Origin of the sequence: Dethiosulfatibacter aminovorans DSM 17477, assembly GCF_900142005.1 — a bacterium.
Taxonomy (GTDB): Bacteria; Bacillota; Clostridia; order Tissierellales; family Dethiosulfatibacteraceae; genus Dethiosulfatibacter; species Dethiosulfatibacter aminovorans.
The window spans coordinates 158,807-175,820 of sequence record NZ_FQZL01000009.1 but is presented as its reverse complement, the minus strand read 5'-3'; the positions used below and the strand labels follow the sequence as shown (position 1 = coordinate 175,820).

At 33.5% G+C, this 17,014-nt stretch carries 19 protein-coding genes; 2 read left to right on the top strand and 17 right to left on the bottom strand.

Going from position 1 to position 17,014, the window contains the following annotated elements:
* Nucleotides 1-46: 46 nt before the first annotated feature.
* Both BUB05_RS08015 and BUB05_RS08010 read right to left on the bottom strand, forming a co-directional pair.
* Entirely contained in the window at nucleotides 47-1,039 is a 993-nt protein-coding gene (locus BUB05_RS08015; RefSeq protein WP_073049075.1) for an asparaginase, read from the bottom strand.
* Nucleotides 1,040-1,110: 71 nt separating this feature from the next.
* A complete protein-coding gene (locus tag BUB05_RS08010; protein ID WP_073049074.1) occupies nucleotides 1,111-1,998 on the bottom strand; it encodes an RluA family pseudouridine synthase in 888 nt (295 codons plus the stop codon).
* Between the two features lie 336 nt (nucleotides 1,999-2,334).
* Between BUB05_RS08010 and BUB05_RS08005 the strand changes: the two genes are divergently transcribed.
* Entirely contained in the window at nucleotides 2,335-3,141 is an 807-nt protein-coding gene (locus BUB05_RS08005; protein WP_073049073.1) for an NAD(+)/NADH kinase, read from the top strand.
* A gap of 82 nt (nucleotides 3,142-3,223) precedes the next feature.
* Here BUB05_RS08005 and BUB05_RS08000 read toward each other — a convergent pair whose 3' ends face one another.
* Nucleotides 3,224-4,597 carry an oxaloacetate decarboxylase subunit alpha gene (locus tag BUB05_RS08000; RefSeq protein ID WP_073049072.1) on the bottom strand — a complete coding sequence of 458 codons (1,374 nt, stop codon included), beginning with the start codon at nucleotides 4,595-4,597 and terminating at the stop codon, nucleotides 3,224-3,226.
* A 278-nt stretch (nucleotides 4,598-4,875) separates the two neighbouring features.
* On the opposite strand from BUB05_RS08000, the gene BUB05_RS07995 reads away from it, so the two are divergent.
* The gene (locus tag BUB05_RS07995; RefSeq protein WP_073049071.1) at nucleotides 4,876-5,301 is read left to right on the top strand and encodes an Lrp/AsnC family transcriptional regulator; all 426 of its coding nucleotides are present in this window, start codon (nucleotides 4,876-4,878) and stop codon (nucleotides 5,299-5,301) included.
* Nucleotides 5,302-5,452: 151 nt separating this feature from the next.
* Here BUB05_RS07995 and BUB05_RS07990 read toward each other — a convergent pair whose 3' ends face one another.
* From BUB05_RS07990 to BUB05_RS07930, 14 genes are all read right to left on the bottom strand, one after another.
* Nucleotides 5,453-6,304, bottom strand: coding sequence for a hypothetical protein (locus BUB05_RS07990; protein WP_073049070.1), 852 nt, complete (start codon nucleotides 6,302-6,304; stop codon nucleotides 5,453-5,455).
* 11 nt (nucleotides 6,305-6,315) lie between these two features.
* The gene (locus BUB05_RS07985) at nucleotides 6,316-6,648 is read right to left on the bottom strand and encodes a hypothetical protein (protein ID WP_073049069.1); all 333 of its coding nucleotides are present in this window, start codon (nucleotides 6,646-6,648) and stop codon (nucleotides 6,316-6,318) included.
* A gap of 58 nt (nucleotides 6,649-6,706) precedes the next feature.
* Complete coding sequence (locus BUB05_RS07980) at nucleotides 6,707-6,991, bottom strand: hypothetical protein (RefSeq protein WP_073049068.1); 285 nt, start codon at nucleotides 6,989-6,991, stop codon at nucleotides 6,707-6,709.
* A gap of 34 nt (nucleotides 6,992-7,025) precedes the next feature.
* Nucleotides 7,026-7,445, bottom strand: coding sequence for a zinc-ribbon domain-containing protein (locus BUB05_RS07975; protein WP_073049067.1), 420 nt, complete (start codon nucleotides 7,443-7,445; stop codon nucleotides 7,026-7,028).
* A 14-nt stretch (nucleotides 7,446-7,459) separates the two neighbouring features.
* The gene (locus tag BUB05_RS07970) at nucleotides 7,460-8,263 is read right to left on the bottom strand and encodes a hypothetical protein (protein ID WP_073049066.1); all 804 of its coding nucleotides are present in this window, start codon (nucleotides 8,261-8,263) and stop codon (nucleotides 7,460-7,462) included.
* Nucleotides 8,264-9,020: 757 nt separating this feature from the next.
* Complete coding sequence (locus BUB05_RS07965; RefSeq protein WP_073049065.1) at nucleotides 9,021-10,277, bottom strand: phage portal protein; 1,257 nt, start codon at nucleotides 10,275-10,277, stop codon at nucleotides 9,021-9,023.
* Complete coding sequence (locus tag BUB05_RS07960) at nucleotides 10,277-10,465, bottom strand: hypothetical protein (protein ID WP_139257963.1); 189 nt, start codon at nucleotides 10,463-10,465, stop codon at nucleotides 10,277-10,279. Before BUB05_RS07960 ends, BUB05_RS07965 begins: the two co-directional genes overlap by 1 nt.
* Nucleotides 10,466-10,496: 31 nt before the next feature.
* Nucleotides 10,497-10,649 carry a hypothetical protein gene (locus BUB05_RS18665; protein WP_175548531.1) on the bottom strand — a complete coding sequence of 51 codons (153 nt, stop codon included), beginning with the start codon at nucleotides 10,647-10,649 and terminating at the stop codon, nucleotides 10,497-10,499.
* 135 nt (nucleotides 10,650-10,784) lie between these two features.
* Nucleotides 10,785-12,323, bottom strand: coding sequence for a terminase large subunit (locus BUB05_RS07955; RefSeq protein WP_094762787.1), 1,539 nt, complete (start codon nucleotides 12,321-12,323; stop codon nucleotides 10,785-10,787).
* 11 nt (nucleotides 12,324-12,334) lie between these two features.
* On the bottom strand, nucleotides 12,335-12,727 hold the full coding sequence (locus BUB05_RS07950) for a hypothetical protein (protein ID WP_073049063.1): 393 nt from the start codon (nucleotides 12,725-12,727) through the stop codon (nucleotides 12,335-12,337).
* Nucleotides 12,728-14,647, bottom strand: a complete 1,920-nt coding sequence (locus BUB05_RS07945; protein WP_175548530.1) for a CHC2 zinc finger domain-containing protein — start codon at nucleotides 14,645-14,647, stop codon at nucleotides 12,728-12,730.
* A gap of 23 nt (nucleotides 14,648-14,670) precedes the next feature.
* A complete protein-coding gene (locus tag BUB05_RS07940; RefSeq protein ID WP_073049061.1) occupies nucleotides 14,671-15,450 on the bottom strand; it encodes a hypothetical protein in 780 nt (259 codons plus the stop codon).
* A gap of 204 nt (nucleotides 15,451-15,654) precedes the next feature.
* Entirely contained in the window at nucleotides 15,655-15,891 is a 237-nt protein-coding gene (locus BUB05_RS18550; protein WP_139257961.1) for a helix-turn-helix domain-containing protein, read from the bottom strand.
* A gap of 190 nt (nucleotides 15,892-16,081) precedes the next feature.
* Nucleotides 16,082-16,927 carry a phage major capsid protein gene (locus BUB05_RS07930; RefSeq protein WP_073049059.1) on the bottom strand — a complete coding sequence of 282 codons (846 nt, stop codon included), beginning with the start codon at nucleotides 16,925-16,927 and terminating at the stop codon, nucleotides 16,082-16,084.
* Between the last annotated feature and the right edge of the window lie 87 nt (nucleotides 16,928-17,014).

Here is a 17,014-nt window from a genome sequence, read left to right as displayed (position 1 = left end):
CCTCTCTCGTGATTTTTTATTTTAATTTTGGTTTCTTTTTTACATTTCAGTATATGATATCTTCGTTAATCTTCTTATAGAACAGTTCCTTTACCTCTTTGAATTCTTTGGTCTGCCCCATTATCCACATAAGTTTTACAATTGCACTTTCAATTGTCATGTCCAGGGATTCCAGTACATTATAATTCTTCATAGTCTTGAAGCCAACTTCATAAATCGACATGTCGCTTCCCTCTCTCATTACCTGGGATGCAATTACAACTATTCTCCCCTTGGCAGTCAGTGATTCCAACTTCTCCTGAAAGTTCCTCCTGTCCTCGAAAGGAAGGCCTCCTACTCCGTAGCTTTCTATCACTACTCCTTCATACTTGTCTCCAATATAATCAAGAACATCCGGCTGCATTCCGGGAGCCAGCTTCAGAAGGAAAATATTCGGATAAATATTCTCATAGAATTCCACTGGTCCCTTTTTTTCATTTCGAACGTACTTTGCTATCCTCTTGCCATCTATGAATGCAGCTATTGGATAGTTTATGCTCTCAAAGGCATCAAAGCTCTTTGTCTTGGTTTTTCTAGCCCTGGTACCAATTATTGCCTTGCCGTCAAAAACCACATAAATGCCCGCCACATCTTCGCTGAGGGCATATGCTATTGAATCCTTAAGATTTTTCCTTGCATCCGTGGTGTCCATGTTTATGGGCTTCTGAGAACCCGTTAATATTATAGGCTTGTCAGGATTTTGTATCATATAGGACAAGGCGGCTGAAGTATATGCCATTGTATCCGTTCCATGCGTTATGATAAATGCATCATAATCATTGTATACCCTTTTGATGAAACCTGTGATTTCTATCCAGTGCTCCGGTTGAATATTTGTACTGTCTATATTCAACAACTCGTGAGTTTCAATTTTGCAAATATTTTCAACACCATTCAAATAGTTCAGCATATCCTCAGGTTTTATACCCGGTGCCAGTCCATCTTCTGTCAAAGTGCTGGCAATTGTCCCTCCTGTTGATATCATTAACAGCTTTTTCATTTAAACCCTCCAATTAATTATTGTAATTCAAATCATTTTACCCTATAATAATTGCAAATATATTTATGCCCTTAATTCTCACAATTACTGTTGAATATTCGCTTCATATCCTCCGGCAGTTCCGCAACCATCTCAAGAACCTTCCCCGTCCTCGGATGCTTGAAAACCATCCTGCTGCAGTGAAGTGCCTGCCTGGAAATCAGTTCCGACCTGGTGCCGTACAATTCATCTCCCAGTACAGGCGCGCCAAGATGTTCAAAATGAACCCTTATCTGATGAGTTCTGCCCGTTTCCAGCCTTATATCAATCAACGACATGCCATTTTCCTCTTCTATAACGCTGTACACAGTAGTACAATCCTTTCCCGATTCATGAACCACCCTTCTTATATTATCATCTATCCTAGCAATTTTCTCAATTATTTTCCCATTTTTTTCTTCCAATATACCGTCAACTATAGCCTTGTAATGCTTATCCACCTTGTCATTCCTCATGTCTTGGGAAATCATGTTATGGACATATGGATTTTTAGCAATGACCAGAACTCCCGAAGTATTCATGTCAAGCCTGTTTACAAAGCGTACCTTCCTCTTTATGTCATTCTTGTCAAAATAGAATGAAACGGCATTTGCAGTGGTATCATCCTGATGTCTTTTGGTCGGATGAACAACCCTGAATGGCTTTTTGTTCAAAACAAGAAAGTCATCGTCCTCGTAGATTATGTCTATAGGAAGGTTCACCTTTTCATATTCATCTGACTCGTCAAGGAACTCTACAGCTATCTCGTCTTCTCTAAAAACTCTCTTTTTGATTTTGACAACTTTCCCATTGAGAAAAATTTTTCCATTTGCTTCAAGTTTTATTAGAAGCTTTGAAGAAAAACCATGTTTTTCTTCAAGGTAATCTCTCAATCTGAATCCATCTTCTTTTACATCTATTATCATTGCATCATTATCCATAAAAAACCCTCTACTCGTACTATATCATAAGTTTCAAAAATTCTACAGCTACAATACCATATTTACAATAATCTTTTCAATGTTTAGGTGAAATATTAACCAAATTTCACAAACAACATCTTTTATATTTACATAATTTATCGCCATGTTTAAATTCTTCAAAATTGAATTGTTTAACTGCTTCTCTCTCGCAACATACAATCCTCCATTTGATATACCACTTGCCTCATTCTGGTATATTAGTTAAGATCAATGAGATGATGTATTTTGTTGATTAATTGTTCTCAAACAAGTATTATATTAGTATATACAATAACAACTGAGATTGGAGAATCCATGGAAAACAAAAAAATTATCAATATCATAAAAAATGATACCAATTTTTCTATAGAAATTGCCGCCAAGCTAAAGGCTGAATTTAATAACTATGGCTACACCATATCCGACGAATATAATGAGAATGCCGTTCTGAATATTTCTGTCGGCGGGGATGGTTCATTCCTTAGAAGTCTGAGGATCAATGACTTCCCAGACATACCCATAATCGGTATAAATACCGGAAGTCTGGGATTTTATCCTGAAATTTCTCCAAAGGACATCAATACCTTTATAAAAGATTATTCCGAAGGCAATTATACCATAAACAAGCTGTATCTGCTTCAGTGTGAAATATTCAGGCAAGATACATCAGATACAATTTTTGCTTTAAACGACATAGCCATGAAGGGAGACAAGACAAAGACCATACACCTTGACATATTTGTAGATTATAATCATCTCCAGACAATAAGCGGAGATGGAATCATAGTCTCCACACCAATGGGAAGCTCAGCCTACAACTATTCCGCCGGCGGAAGCATCGTCTATCCATCCCTGAACACACTGCAGCTGACACCTATAGCTCCGTTGAATTCAAAGGCCTACCGATGTTTGAATTCAGGCATCGTCGTTCCTCCCGAACTTCATATAACAGTAGTTCCTGAATACAAGTATTTGGAAGATGTAGTTTTTAGCGTTGATGGCGAAGAACTCAATTATGAAAGGATAACTCACGCAAACTTCTTTGTCTCGAAAAAACACATTAATATGCTGTCAATGGGAATCTTCAACTACTGGAAGGTAATAAAAGAAAAATTCATATAAAATTGCATCAAACAAAAACACTTTTGAAGAAATCAATCTCCAAAAGTGTTTTTCATTTAAAATCATTTTAGTCTTTGCAAGTCTAAACTATGTATTTTTCAGCATCCGTATATGACTTGAATTCCCTTCCTTCTAGAAATTCCTTTGCCACCTGGGGAAACAGCACGTATGACAATACGTCCTCCATTGATTCAAACAAGTCCGACAATTCTTCCTTTGCCTTGTTCAGCTCGTCTTCAAGAAGGTCTGCAGGTCTTACTGTAACAACCTCTTCATCACCAATTATTGTTTTTCTGATTTCATCTGATATAGGTGCCGGCGACTTTCCATAGTATCCCTGTACATATTTCTTGATTTCCTTAGGTATCATCTTGTATCTTTCGCCTGTTATAACATTGAACACAGCCTGAGTTCCAACCATTTGACTTAAGGGAGTTACCAGTGGAGGGAATCCGAGGTCTTCTCTAACTCTTGGTATCTCCTTGAGAACCTGGTCGAACTTGTCTTCCGCATTCAAAGCTTGAAGTTGAGATATAAGGTTTGAAAGCATTCCACCAGGAACCTGGTACAGCAAGGTTCTTGGTTCAACCAGCAATACCTTCGGATTCAAGGTTCCGTCGTTAAGATACTTGTCTCTTATGGGCTTGAAGTATGCAGCGATGTGCTCAAGCTCCACAAGGTCAAGACCTGTATCCCTGTCCATTCCCTTGAATGTTTCAACAATTGTCTCAGTAGGAGGCTGACTTGTACCTGATGAGAAAGGTGAAATGGCAGTGTCTACAATATCCACTCCCGCTTCAACAGCCTTTAGTATAGTCATGGAAGCTATACCGCTTGTGCAGTGATTGTGAAGCTCTATTGGAAGATCTGTAGCTGCCTTGACAGCCTTGATGAAATCATAGGCGTCATATGGCTTTAATATGCCTGACATGTCCTTGATGCATATTGAATCAGCACCCATCTTTTCCAATGTCTTAATTAGGTCTATATAATATTCTGTATTGTGGACCTTGCTTGTTGCATAAGATATTGCACACTGGCAATGAGCACCTTCGCTCTTTACAACTTCAATGGACTTTTCCATATTTCTTGGATCATTCAGTGCATCGAATACCCTTACAATATCAATACCATTTTGTATAGCCTTTCTAATGAAGGCTTCCACTACATCATCGGAGTAATGTCTGTAACCAAGAAGGTTTTGTCCTCTAAGAAGCATTTGCAGCTTTGTCTTCTTGACATGCTTCCTTATAGTTCTGAGTCTTTCCCATGGATCCTCGTTCAAGAATCTCAAGCATGCATCGAAAGTGGCTCCACCCCATACTTCCATGGCATGGTATCCTATATTATCCATTTTTTCCAATATTGGAATCATTTCTTCCGTTGTCAGTCTTGTTGCTATTAATGATTGATGACCGTCTCTTAATGAAGTCTCAGTTATTTTTAATTTTTTCATGGTTGCACCATCCTCACTTATATTATACCCTAAAAAATTCAATAAATCTGAAAACCTTTTCAGTTTCGTGTATTATTCTAATATTGTAAGTTTTGTTTTTTATTATAAAGTTTTTTCTTGATTAACTTTATATAATTATGTTATAATTTTATTGAATTTCTTAACATAATACTAACATTGCAGCAAAAATTTGTAAATACATTTTGTTATCGAATATCGCATTTTTGCTTAATTAAATTAGTAATATCAGGAATTTTACAAATATAGTGAGGTGGATTATGGATTATACAGATTATAAAATAATAGAAACTCTTCAAAACGATGGAAGGATCTCCATGAAGGATCTTGCCAAGCTTGTTGCCTTAAGCCCTCCGGCTACGGCAGAAAGAGTCAGAAGACTTGAAGAAAGCGGAATCATCCAGAGATACAAGGCTATAATTGATACAATCAAGATCGGAAAGCCAATAAGGGTATTTATCAACGTTGCCATGAAATCCGACAAGTTGACGGAATTCGTCTCTTTTGCAGAAAATATGGAAGAAATAATCGAGTGTTATCATGTGACCGGTCCTTACAGTATGATTATCAAGGCTCACCTGAAAGAAATGTCAAACCTCGAATCACTTGTTGGAAAAGTCCAGGCATTCGGGAACACTGAAACTCATATAATAATGTCAAGTCCTATCGAGAACAAACCAATATAAGGCGGTTTGGTGAATCTCTGTACCCATTGTGATATCAACGAAAAATCAAATATACGGTTTGTTCTAAAAGTGGTTTATTGGTTAGTTCTAACGCTTTCTATATACCATTATTATATCAGAACAAGCCGTATTTTTTCAACTTTTATTGAAATTACCACAACCCTTCTAAATCTATTTCCTTAATAATTGTCTCTCCATCACATACACCAGTAAGAACAATATTCCCCGAACTTTCTTGACTCTTAATAGTACAAGTATCATCTCCTGTAATACTAAACTCTACATCATTCTCGTTATCTTCCAATGTAAAAGCCCACACACTAGGAATAATAATATCATTTTCAATTTTAATCCCTGTAAATGTTTCAAGACTCATACATTTTATATCTGCCTTACCATCAATATAATACGCTCCTGTGGGTGTTGGTTCTTCAATTATTATTCCCTTAGGAATTTCGTTTTCCATGTCATCATCATCCGCTATAAGGTCTTTATCACAATGTAACTTTATCAATCCTTTGTCAGTCTTTGTAATTCCTATAACTTTCCAAGCATTACCAAAAGTAATAAATCTATCATTGGCTTCAATTTTCTGATTCTGTGTAGTATCACATATCATTACTTCCAGCTTGCCTTCAAATACTGATAAATAACTTGAATCGGATACCCTTTGCACACCATCATAAATTATACTTGGAACGGCTACCGCTTCATTATCAATGATAAAATTAAGCTCTTTTGTAATCTCTCTGATTAGGAATTTATCGTACACTCCGTTTATATTGCCCTCTTGGTGAGTCACAAGATATTTTGTATCATTCCTCTCAATTATAACACCTGTTGAAACTTCCCCTGCTTGAGTGAACAAATACATATAGTCATTTAGAATGGTAATCCCCTCTTTAAAAGACATAAAAAAAACAGTCCTTGAGTTACCATCAACAAGAACCGTTTCGCCATTTCTACCTATATATTCTGTAAATCTTTCATCTAAAGTATTCATATTATTCCCCCTTAATTAAAATACATCTGTGAAAATAGTGAGTCTGTCTCATTTGTTGGAAGGGCTAGAATCCTTTTATTGATATCATTGATACGCTTTTCAAGATACTTATAAGCTGAATCAGTGGTTAGAAATTCAGTTTCAACCTTTCTAAACATGTCTATATCATTTGACAGGGCTTCAAGTATGTCTATTACTGTATATAATAGTCCTCTTTGGTCAGTCGCTTTGGAATAAGTTTCCGTAGCGATCAAATCATTTTCTGATAGATACATAGTGTAAATATCATCTGTGAAATATGTTTTGTTTGATAATTCTATCTTTAATCTTTCTAAATTTGTCATTTGTTTGTTCTCCTTTCGTATAAAAAAAGAACCCCGAAGGGTTCAAGGGTCTAACAATTTACTTCATTAAATCAGATAACTCTTTGTTTATTTTTTTTAATACTTCAATATAAGTATTTTTTTCTTCCAACTCTCCTTTGTCACTAACAACATATTGTTCTTTACCTTTCAATAAATTTTCACCAATTTTCCTGTAGTGCTTATTTATTTCTTCAGAACACATATTTTCAACCGTTGCTTTATATTCAAGTAATGATTCTATTTTTATTTCTCTTGTAAGATTTGACTTCCCATTATTAATACACTTATTCATTAAAAAATCATACTTTTCTACTAAATCCATTTCTATCCCCTTTCATTTCTCAAGTTTTTCATTCTTAAAACTTTTTCTTACATTTTACACATACCCTATCTACTTTGTTAGTAAATATTCCCGTCGCCAAACTCCATTTTCTAGGAACCATTTGAAATTCAGTTGAACCACATCTCGGACATTTGGTTTCATAAATAGTTTTTCCAATATTATCACTATGCACATCCAAATTATCTACCAAACTTTTAGCTTCTGCCAACCCTAGACCAGTCATTTCTCTTAAATCTCTTATTGCATAAATCAATGCTCCCTTTCTTTTATATTCTATAATTTGAGATAAATCACATTTTCTGCCATTTATTTCAACAATATTATTATTTACTTCTTGTTTATCCATTTCACTGACCGGGCAACCACAATGAATACAAACTTCAGCCCTGTCACTTATTTGATTCCCGCATTCACTACATTTGATTAATGCCATAATCTTTCCCCTTTCTATTTCTGTATTGTCTCAAGTATCCCATCTGTAAAATACAAATAGGAACTAAGACTATAAACCCATTGTTCATATCTATGGTTTTCAGTAATAGTAACATTTCTATCCTTTGGCTCTCCCCATGACGAACCAAGAACCTGTTCCATTGTCATACCGATATAAACGCCTTTTGTTTTTGCAAGTGCTATTGCATCAGCTTCTTTTTGTGCTCTATCAATTTGAGCCTTAACTTCTTCTCTGTCAATTTGCTCTTCAACAAAAGGTTTGTAATATTCTTTAAGTGATAATAATTCTTCATTGTCATGATTATAAGTCAATCCATAGTTAATAAATGTTAAAGCAATTCTATAATCCTGTTCAAGTTCCTTTTTCTTAGCCTTTTCTATACTATCGATTGCTATTTGTTCCCTAGATTTTTCAATCATAACTTTAGCATTATTATAGTTTTCCGTATCCTCTTCAAGCACTTGTGTTAAATTGTCATAAGCCATCTTATATGATTCTGTATTGAAATATTTTGTACCGACTTCAAAATGTTTATTTGAATTTTCTAATTGTCTTAACTTTGAATCAACAACAGCTTTTGCCTCTTTAATATCAGAAAAATGCTTTTTATAAGCTGCTTTATTCAACATACTTTCACAAAGTTCTAAAGCTTCTTGGTAATCACCTGATTTTACAAGTTGATTTACTTCTTCTATACCTTCCTTAACCTGTCCTTCCACTAAGCTAGTCTGATAAACTGCAAGTACACCTATTAAAAGGATTATTAGAATACTTATTAAACCTTTATGCTTTTTCATTGTTTCATCCCCTTTATAGTCTATTGATTTCAAATCTACAAAATACCCTTGTTACCCCCATCAACTAAACCCTGAATGAACCATTTAAAACACCCCCCATATAATAAATGCCACTACATTATATCACATTTTTTGGAGATTTTGGGGTTATCCTCATAAGTGAGTGAAAAACCCCTTGTTACCCCAGTAATTGCAATAGGTTCAGGAGATGAATATTGACTTTTTTGAGAGATGTCAAAATGTGTGGGTACATGTTGGGCGATAGTTGTGGGCATAGTGTGAATGATAGATGGAAATAGGGGCTGAAATTTGGGTGGCAGAAAAAAAGAGGTACTACAACACCCATTTCCCCTATTTAGGGGGTTAAATCCACCCTGAAAATGACACCCAACTTGCATGAATAGTGAATGAAATCTTTATTTCATGTTCTATTACCCTCATTCCCTGTACATATTGGAATTACAAGGCTTAAAAGTATACATAATAGTTAATTATGTATAAATACAGCAGGAAAACGTTTCCCGTTTTGTCGCAAAACTGAAGTTATGCGACATAAATCTTGATATTAGGCAAATAATGCCGATTTCAGCCTATATGTTCATTTTATAATATATTTATATAGTATTTTCTACGTTTTACTTTGATTTTCTTTGAATTTCTTTATATAACACAAAATTTTATACAGTGGAATCCCCTTCCCCTACATCATCTTCAAGTTAACACCCACTATATATAGTATACAATTCAATCAATAACACTATATAGAACTATCGCCTTTCAATCTGTCCATCTCTAAAGCCACATCATTTGTATAAGGACTATTTGAAATAATTGTTTCCGTACTAATAGCCCCCATATCCCATTGAGTTTTCATATTATCCATAGTTTCCCCGTTATCAACTGGCAAATCATAATTGAATACTACATCAACATACTCGCCTTTCTTGAGTTTCAACCCCAACAACTTCATTATATATTCGTGTCGCTTCTGTAATCCCTCATGTAATATGTGTTCTGTAGCTCTAGCCTTGTTGATCGCTAGTCTAAACAATAATTCAAGAGATACCTCACTGACATTTGATACATTTGATTGACCTATTATAGAACTTGGAACACCAGCTATAGTATAAAGTTGATTTAGTAGATTATCAAGTAATAGCTTTATTGATGCACTGTCAAGGTTTGCACTTTGATATTGTGCTTCAGCTCCATCCTCTAAATTAAGAATAGCTCCAACAAGTCCCGAATCAATTTGACTATCTACCTTTTGCCCCGATACAGTAAACAACGGATTCAATGACAAAGTATAAATACTATCGTTCATCTTGCTCAACAACAATTCAATTTCATCAAGTATAGGCTTTAAATCTTCAAGTATTGACTTTCCATAATAATCATAACTGTAATTCTCATTGTTGGAATAATGTATTGGTAGCCCTGTACTGTTCTTGTACTCTGCCTTTTTCACAAGTACACCAGTTCCTTCATTGTCCCAACGCTCAACGGCTTCAGGTTTGTAGACCACATAATACTCCGAACTTGTAAGAATATCTGTCCAATACTCTACAAAAGAAACATAATTTCCTTGAATATCATACACAGGATGGGCATCCGCTGAACTTATCAACTTACTCTTTATCTTGTCCCCATCCTGATAAACATATTCAAATACATCCCCATAACTATACAAGGTTTTAACGATATCATAATTGAGTTTATTGTACCCACTTTCCCTGTAAAGCTGATTAAATATATTTATGATTTCAGGATTACCACCAACAACACTGGCAGGCTTTCCAACAATCAAACTAGAATGAAAATCAATAACCGTTTTAAGGGTATTCAATACAATCTTACTTGTTGTATATGTTTCCTCTTTGAACTCAAAATCTTTTCTTGAAAGAACTTTATGCGTACCGTTCAAATAAGCTTTATTATCCAATACATTTGATATTCTTCCAATATGCTCTGATTCTTCCACAACCTCTTGAAACCATAATTTATTTTCTTTCATTACTCGTTCACTCCTTCATTTATCTCCATAGTTTTACAAATTCTATCAATAGAAAGTTTTATTTCCTCAATATCTTTCTTTATAGATTTGAAGCTTGCCTTAATATCCAACACTAATTCTAGAAATTCATTATCAACTTTTTCTTTTTCTTCTATAACCTTCACTTCAATCTTTTCTGCGTTCATCATCTTTCTTCCCTCCGTTATATTTACAATCTTTTTATTTTTCTGTGCCGTCATATTTTGGACTCTCTTTCTTAGTTTTTTTCTTTCTATTTTTTATTCTCAACTGTCTAGTTCTCTGTTTATTCAAGTCTTTCAACTTTTCTTTGCTTATCTTTAAATACTTCTCAATCATCTTTTCTAAATGCACATACTCACCCCCCTGTTTTTCTTTTCTGACAGGTTTTTAAGCCTTTTTATATTCTTAGAGGTAAAATGGTATACCCCTTATTAATAAGGTTTAATTTAAGCTCTCACAGTCCTGTAAACACCTATTACAAATGGTTTATACATACCAAATTCCACTTTTGACACCTTGTAGAGCCATTGCAAATGCTAGTACACAGTCATCGTGTTTATGTCCTGCTCCTTCTGTCTTTCCATTGTCTTTTGAAATGAATGTTTTCATCTGTCCAAGTAATTCCTTTGAATTAATAAAAATTTCATCAGTCTCAAACAATTCCACAAAATGACCAATCATCAAAGGTTTTGTTTTGGCATTTGTTAGCCATCCAATTTTCTTTTTCTTCCTTCCATGTTCATCAAATATTTTTGATTTATAGATATTTTTATACTTGTATTCGTACCTTAATTTTTCTAGTATGATATTTCCGCTTGATGCCTTTTCAACTACTAACAAAGCATAATTGAAATATATTCCAAGCTCATAAACCACTTGAGCAAATTCATAAGGTTTTATTTTGTTGCTTGAAAATTGCCCGACTTGGAAACCATCAGAATCGACTATTTCTATGCAACTTGAGTCCTTTCCGATACCTTCAGAACAATCTACCCCGATATAATATCTTTTGCCTTTTTCAACATCAGCCCAAAGTAATAATTGGCTGCCAAAATACATTATCAATGTATTTGGAAAATCTCTTGGTTTCTTAATCGGTTTAATATTATGGATATTTGATATTTTCTTATGAATCCGTACAGGGTCAAAGATATTTGAACCACTTGAAACAAAAGCTTCAATTGGATTACTTGGAAACTCTTGTTGAAAGGATTCTTCTGAACTATTGGCAATTTTCAGCCTACGCCAAACAAGTTGTTTAATAGTTGCTCCCTGTCCATATAAATCCTTTTCAATGTCGGATAACTCTTCTACCGTTGGTAATTTACCATTTCTTTGAATCCAAATTTCTGAAAACATATCATATTCTTTGGCAAACATGACTTTATCGTTTACCCAACTAAAAAAGAACCCCTTATAAAGTGATTCTTGCCTTTCTGCCTTACTCCACATCTCGGAAAAGTGATTCAATCCATTGGCAGTTGATTCAAGTATTATCTTTCCGTCAGGTATTAAAGCTTGTTCAATTGCTAATAATTGCTTATCTATATTGTCATTCATAAATGCAACTTCTGACAAGTGACAGAATTTAATTGTCAATCCTCTTGCAACGTCCTTTGTCCCACAAGTTGCAACAATAATCCTTGAACCGTTTAAAAATTTCAACTCTTTTCTGTTATTATTTACCATCTTAACTCTTATAACTTCAGGTAAATCACTTTCCATCTGTTTTAACTTATCAAAGATTCCTGTAGCTGAATCAATTGAGTAAGACATTAATAAACATGTTACATTTGATTGAATCAGTGCATAATACAAGGATAAGGCTAGTGATACACTTGATATCCCTAATTGTCTTGATTTAAGAATGATAGAATATTTGTCTAATCCTTCAAGTAGTTCAGCCTGTTCATTGTTCAGCTTGAACGGTACAAGTTTACCTTCTTTATCTACTATCTTCACAAAGCTTTCGATCCAAAGCTTCGGCTCTGACATTATCTTTATTAATTTTTCATTATTATCCAATTTAATCACCCTTAAACTTCTATTCCATTTAATAGGCTTTCAAGCTCCGATATACTGTCCTTAAAGAATTCTTTTGAAAAATCCATTAGGAATTTAGCTGATGCAACGTCCCCTTCTTTGGCTTTCTCGTAAAAGGTCAAATATACATCAACCATTTTCTTTTGATGGAGCTTATCAAGAAGAAATTTTATCCCCTTAGAAACATCTTCTTCAAGTTCCCAGTTCAAAGCCATTTGTTCATCTGTACTCTTTGGGAACATCTTCCAGTTTGCTTTTAAATCATCTATTGAATTCAATTCCTTTCCTTGAAAATATTGAGGACAATACTTCCAAAGGACATATATGGTTTTGTACTCATTTTTTATAATGTCTTGCAATTGTTGTTTTATACTTGTTGATGCCATTTAATCACCTCTCACAATAATAAAAGGATAACCCTGACAAGTTATCCCATACTTTTCTTTATTCAATTTATTTGCTCTTATTCTTTGCAAATCGTATTTATCTAATATCTCTTGGATACTTCTTTTCATTTGGGTTTTAACTTTCTCTCTGCCATACTGTGAACCCAAAGATTCTACAATTTCTTTTTCTATGACAAAGCCCTTTAATTCAATCTGACAGAATATTATTTTTACAATTTCATTTGTCAAGATATCCGACTTTTTAGAAGGCTTGCTTTTCCTATTTTGAGGATAATATTTCTTTGCCGTTTCTTCCCCGAAAGTTCTTAAAATATATTCATAGCTCAAGCCCTTCATAGAAAAGTTATTATCTTTTAAAATTTTTGCCTTTTCATCGCTCTCCTGAAGCGTATTATAATCATAAGATTTAATCATGTATGTATTTATCAAATTCTTATGTTTATTCTCTTTTGCCTTCTTTTTATGCTTTTCTAACATTTCAGAAGGTATTTCTTCAGGTGCAATCTTAGTGACTAGCTCAAGGAAATTGAATAATTGAATTGTTTTATTGATAGTTTCTAAAGAGCCAATATTTAACAAATCCTTAAAGTACCTTATAGAACCATAGAAGATTGAATCTCCATCAATAGAATATTTTTCATCAGTAATATTATTCTTTGCGTATTCAAGTAATGTGATTAATTTTGTCTTCCTGGGCTTGATATATTTCCACAAATCAGGATAATCATTTTCCATCTTACCGCTTAAAATGTATGAAATATTTGAATCATATAACTCCTTTTGTTGTTTCTGATATTCCGTTTCCGTTGTTATATTGAATACCGCTTTAAGGAAATTAATTGATTGTGGCAGATTACAACCGCTAATGGCTTGAATTAGTTTAAGTATTCCACCTTTAAAACCACAACCAAAACAGTTGTACATGTAGTGGTCATTTTGATTCGTGACAATGCCAGCCGATGGATTATTGTCTTCATGGCTTGGAAGTATACAAGAAAACTTGTCACCATCAACACCAAGGAATATATACAAATCTATATATTCAATTAAATCAAAAAATTCCATATCAGACAAAACAAGTGTATCCGTTGGTATATCTTTGTCGTGGGTTTTAGGTGTAACGATATATTCTTTATATATAGTATAGATTATATCGTTACACCTTTTTCCCCCTCTATCTAATAATAGCTTCATCATATCAACATCAAGGTTTTTAATTGCCATAATATTCATATTATCGTTATTATTAGAATCAACCTTTTTAACTGTCTTAATTATCCTATTACTTTTCTTAATTTCCTTTTTCTCAATATCAGGAAGGCAAAACATAAAATCCTCAATATCGTATTTAATATTATTTGATTCAATGATATTGCACATAAAAGGATTATTGATATCTTTAATCCAATTATAGTTAGGTACTCTCATCAATCTAGCTGGGTTCTTTACTCTTGGGTCACTGTCAAAATATGATATCAATTTTTCAGTACATATTTTCCATTCTTCAGGTAATGCTCCCTCATTAAGAAGCCAATAAACATGTATGCCGTTCCTAGTCTCTACAATAAAAGAAGGCTCAAAATCAAAATCTTGAACCTTTTTTATACATTCTTCTTTATATTTTGCCACTTCATCAAGTGGATAATATTCTTTGCTCTGTATTTTGCCTTTGTCAAAGTCTATAAATAAAGCGTTAAATTTATTTATTTCTTTGTCCTTTACGCCTCCACCATTCACATAAAAATAGATGTTATATCCTTGTTCGTTCAACTGGGATAATACATCTATCGTTTTATCGTTATATTCTGAATTTAATTTCTTTCCATATTGTTTAATACAGTTGAAATTTATTTTTTCTTTTCCGTGAAAAGATTCTAAAAATTGTTTTGTATTTATCACTAATCTCCCCTTCCTTTTGTCCATTATGCAAGAACTGACCATTTAGCGTAGTTCTTCTTTGTCCATGCTCCTTGAAAGATATTTTCCTTTTGATCGGGATATCCTTCATATGGAATTGTCTTAAATTCTTCTTCAAATTCAAGACCTTTTAAATTTACTGATAAATTAATATCGGGGAAAATCTTTTGAATTTCCCGAACTTTCAATGAAGTTCCAATTAATTTATCATCTCTGATTCTTAATTTTGCTTTCAAATTATATTTAACGTTGATGTCTTGAAATTCCGATTTATTGGTTCTTTCTAATAAATCTATGAAGATATCTAATTTCATACTTTTAGCCCAGTTTATCCATATTGATTTAAAATACTCGTTCTTTGTATAAAAGCCCTGATATGCCGAATCAATGGCAATTAGTATTTTAAGTTGTTCATCTGTCATATTAGATAAATCTATGTTATACAGGCTTAATATTAAAAGTGTTGTACTGAATGGATATTTTCGACAATAACCATTTCTCTTGATTTTTCTTATTGTATTCATATTCATTGCTTCAGGATTTTCAATCACTGTAAAATGGTTTCCAAAACACTTTCCTTTTGAAAGGTCACAATCAATATATATTGGGTCTAACCAAGCATGTTCCTTTGTTAAATATAAAGTTTCCCAACTAAAGAAACCGCCTACTTGTATATTAAATAGTTGGTTTAATATTGCACAACTCAAAAGGCTGTCAATATCATCTGTAAGTATCAATTTTTGTTCTTCACCATTTATTTCTTTATGCCATTTTCTGTTTTCCATTTTTAAGTAATGTAGTAATCACATTACTTTTCTATCTGTTTTTCATTCAGGTATACCATAGATACCTATTTGTAATTTAAATTGAAGTTTGCCTTGTTAGAGCGTTGTAGCTACCCTTTCAGACAATAATGTTACTCGCTTTTCATATCCTTTTATTCAAAGATAGAAAAGCAAATAATTCACTACATGTTCCCCCTTCGTGATTTATTTGCTTTCTTCTTTAATCATTTCTTGTAATTTTTTATTTAGTTCTTTTATTTTCTCACTTCTCAAAACCATAACGGCTTGTTCCCATTCTTTTCTCTTGTCTTTCGGGATATCTCTTTTACCCGATTCAACCATAGAGACAAATGGTCTTGAAAAATCTAAATATTCAGCTAATTCTTTTTGACTAATTCCAGACCTTATTCTTATTTGGATTAAATCTTTCAATCTCAACATTTTACATACTCCTTTCTTTGTGATTTCATATGTAACTAAAAGTTCAAAAAAAGAGAAAGCCTGATGATTAGCTTTCTCTTCAATCTCTGTATTTAATTGCACAAGTAATGTTAACTCTAATTTTAAGACTTTAATAATTTCTCTGAAAGGATTGTGGCTTTTCACCTACCTTTCATTTAATTTTTTTGTACTACGCTATTGTTTTCTTTAGAAGCAATGCTCCTGAACTGTCAACGAGCTTAGTTGCAAGCATACTAGATGTTACAACATCATTTGCAAACAATTTTGGAAGTCTCTCGATTTCCACGTTCAAATCTTGTTTGAACATATAACCAAGAGCATTTTTCTTGATTACATAAGTTTTGGCTTCAGGTGTAGTATCTGAACTCATAGTATTGTGGTTAGACATATATACAGGTATTCCCATAAAGAAACCTATAAGTCCGCCCGCTCTTACAATACCGTTTCCGTCAACTGTATTAGTGTATCCAGTAGATACAAACATATCCATTCCAAGAAAACTTGAAAGTAGAACTGAATTTATTACGATTCCTGCGAAAGAATCTGCATCTTGGTCATCAGAAAACAATCCCATTCCTGTGAGTAGTTCAGTTTGTGTGATTGCATTGACTGCCGCCGTCGCACTTGATAGTGAAACTTCACTGTCTAGAGTTGCAATAAGCATAGAATCAATTTTCTCTGCTAATGAACCAGCTGTTTGTTCAATTGCAACATCAGTCATATTACCCCTGACACCTTTAGCGTCTTTATCATAAACTCTGACACCTTTGGCAATTTGATAAATTGTAGCGGTTGAATCTGTTTGCGACATGGTTTCCACATCAATTTCTGTTCCCTTGGTTACAACGTCAGCTTCGTCAATTCTATCCCATACAGGAAAATGAACTGTCTCGCCTTCTGAACCTATAAGAAACACATCGCTAGTCATATCTGTGGCTAGTTTTGAAACTCTTAATTTATAGCTCATTTTTTCAAGGACAGAGTCCTTATATAGAGCTGGTATAATCAATGCCATTAATTATTCCTCCTTTAAATTTATTTGACGGTTTACCGTCTTTACTTGTCATATTTTTTATTCATTTATCATATTGTTTATTAAAAG

Coding starts and splice junctions, on each gene's coding strand:
- BUB05_RS07950 (WP_073049063.1), bottom strand. CDS start 12,727: ATGGCATCAACAAGTATAAAACAACAATTGCAAGACATTATAAAAAAT.
- BUB05_RS18550 (WP_139257961.1), bottom strand. CDS start 15,891: ATGTTGAGATTGAAAGATTTAATCCAAATAAGAATAAGGTCTGGAATT.
- BUB05_RS07990 (WP_073049070.1), bottom strand. CDS start 6,304: ATGAATACTTTAGATGAAAGATTTACAGAATATATAGGTAGAAATGGC.
- BUB05_RS08000 (WP_073049072.1), bottom strand. CDS start 4,597: ATGAAAAAATTAAAAATAACTGAGACTTCATTAAGAGACGGTCATCAA.
- BUB05_RS08015 (WP_073049075.1), bottom strand. CDS start 1,039: ATGAAAAAGCTGTTAATGATATCAACAGGAGGGACAATTGCCAGCACT.
- BUB05_RS08005 (WP_073049073.1), top strand. CDS start 2,335: ATGGAAAACAAAAAAATTATCAATATCATAAAAAATGATACCAATTTT.
- BUB05_RS07975 (WP_073049067.1), bottom strand. CDS start 7,445: ATGGCATTAATCAAATGTAGTGAATGCGGGAATCAAATAAGTGACAGG.
- BUB05_RS07985 (WP_073049069.1), bottom strand. CDS start 6,648: ATGACAAATTTAGAAAGATTAAAGATAGAATTATCAAACAAAACATAT.
- BUB05_RS07970 (WP_073049066.1), bottom strand. CDS start 8,263: ATGAAAAAGCATAAAGGTTTAATAAGTATTCTAATAATCCTTTTAATA.
- BUB05_RS07930 (WP_073049059.1), bottom strand. CDS start 16,927: ATGGCATTGATTATACCAGCTCTATATAAGGACTCTGTCCTTGAAAAA.
- BUB05_RS07960 (WP_139257963.1), bottom strand. CDS start 10,465: ATGATGAACGCAGAAAAGATTGAAGTGAAGGTTATAGAAGAAAAAGAA.
- BUB05_RS07980 (WP_073049068.1), bottom strand. CDS start 6,991: ATGGATTTAGTAGAAAAGTATGATTTTTTAATGAATAAGTGTATTAAT.
- BUB05_RS07965 (WP_073049065.1), bottom strand. CDS start 10,277: ATGAAAGAAAATAAATTATGGTTTCAAGAGGTTGTGGAAGAATCAGAG.
- BUB05_RS07995 (WP_073049071.1), top strand. CDS start 4,876: ATGGATTATACAGATTATAAAATAATAGAAACTCTTCAAAACGATGGA.
- BUB05_RS07940 (WP_073049061.1), bottom strand. CDS start 15,450: ATGGAAAACAGAAAATGGCATAAAGAAATAAATGGTGAAGAACAAAAA.
- BUB05_RS08010 (WP_073049074.1), bottom strand. CDS start 1,998: ATGGATAATGATGCAATGATAATAGATGTAAAAGAAGATGGATTCAGA.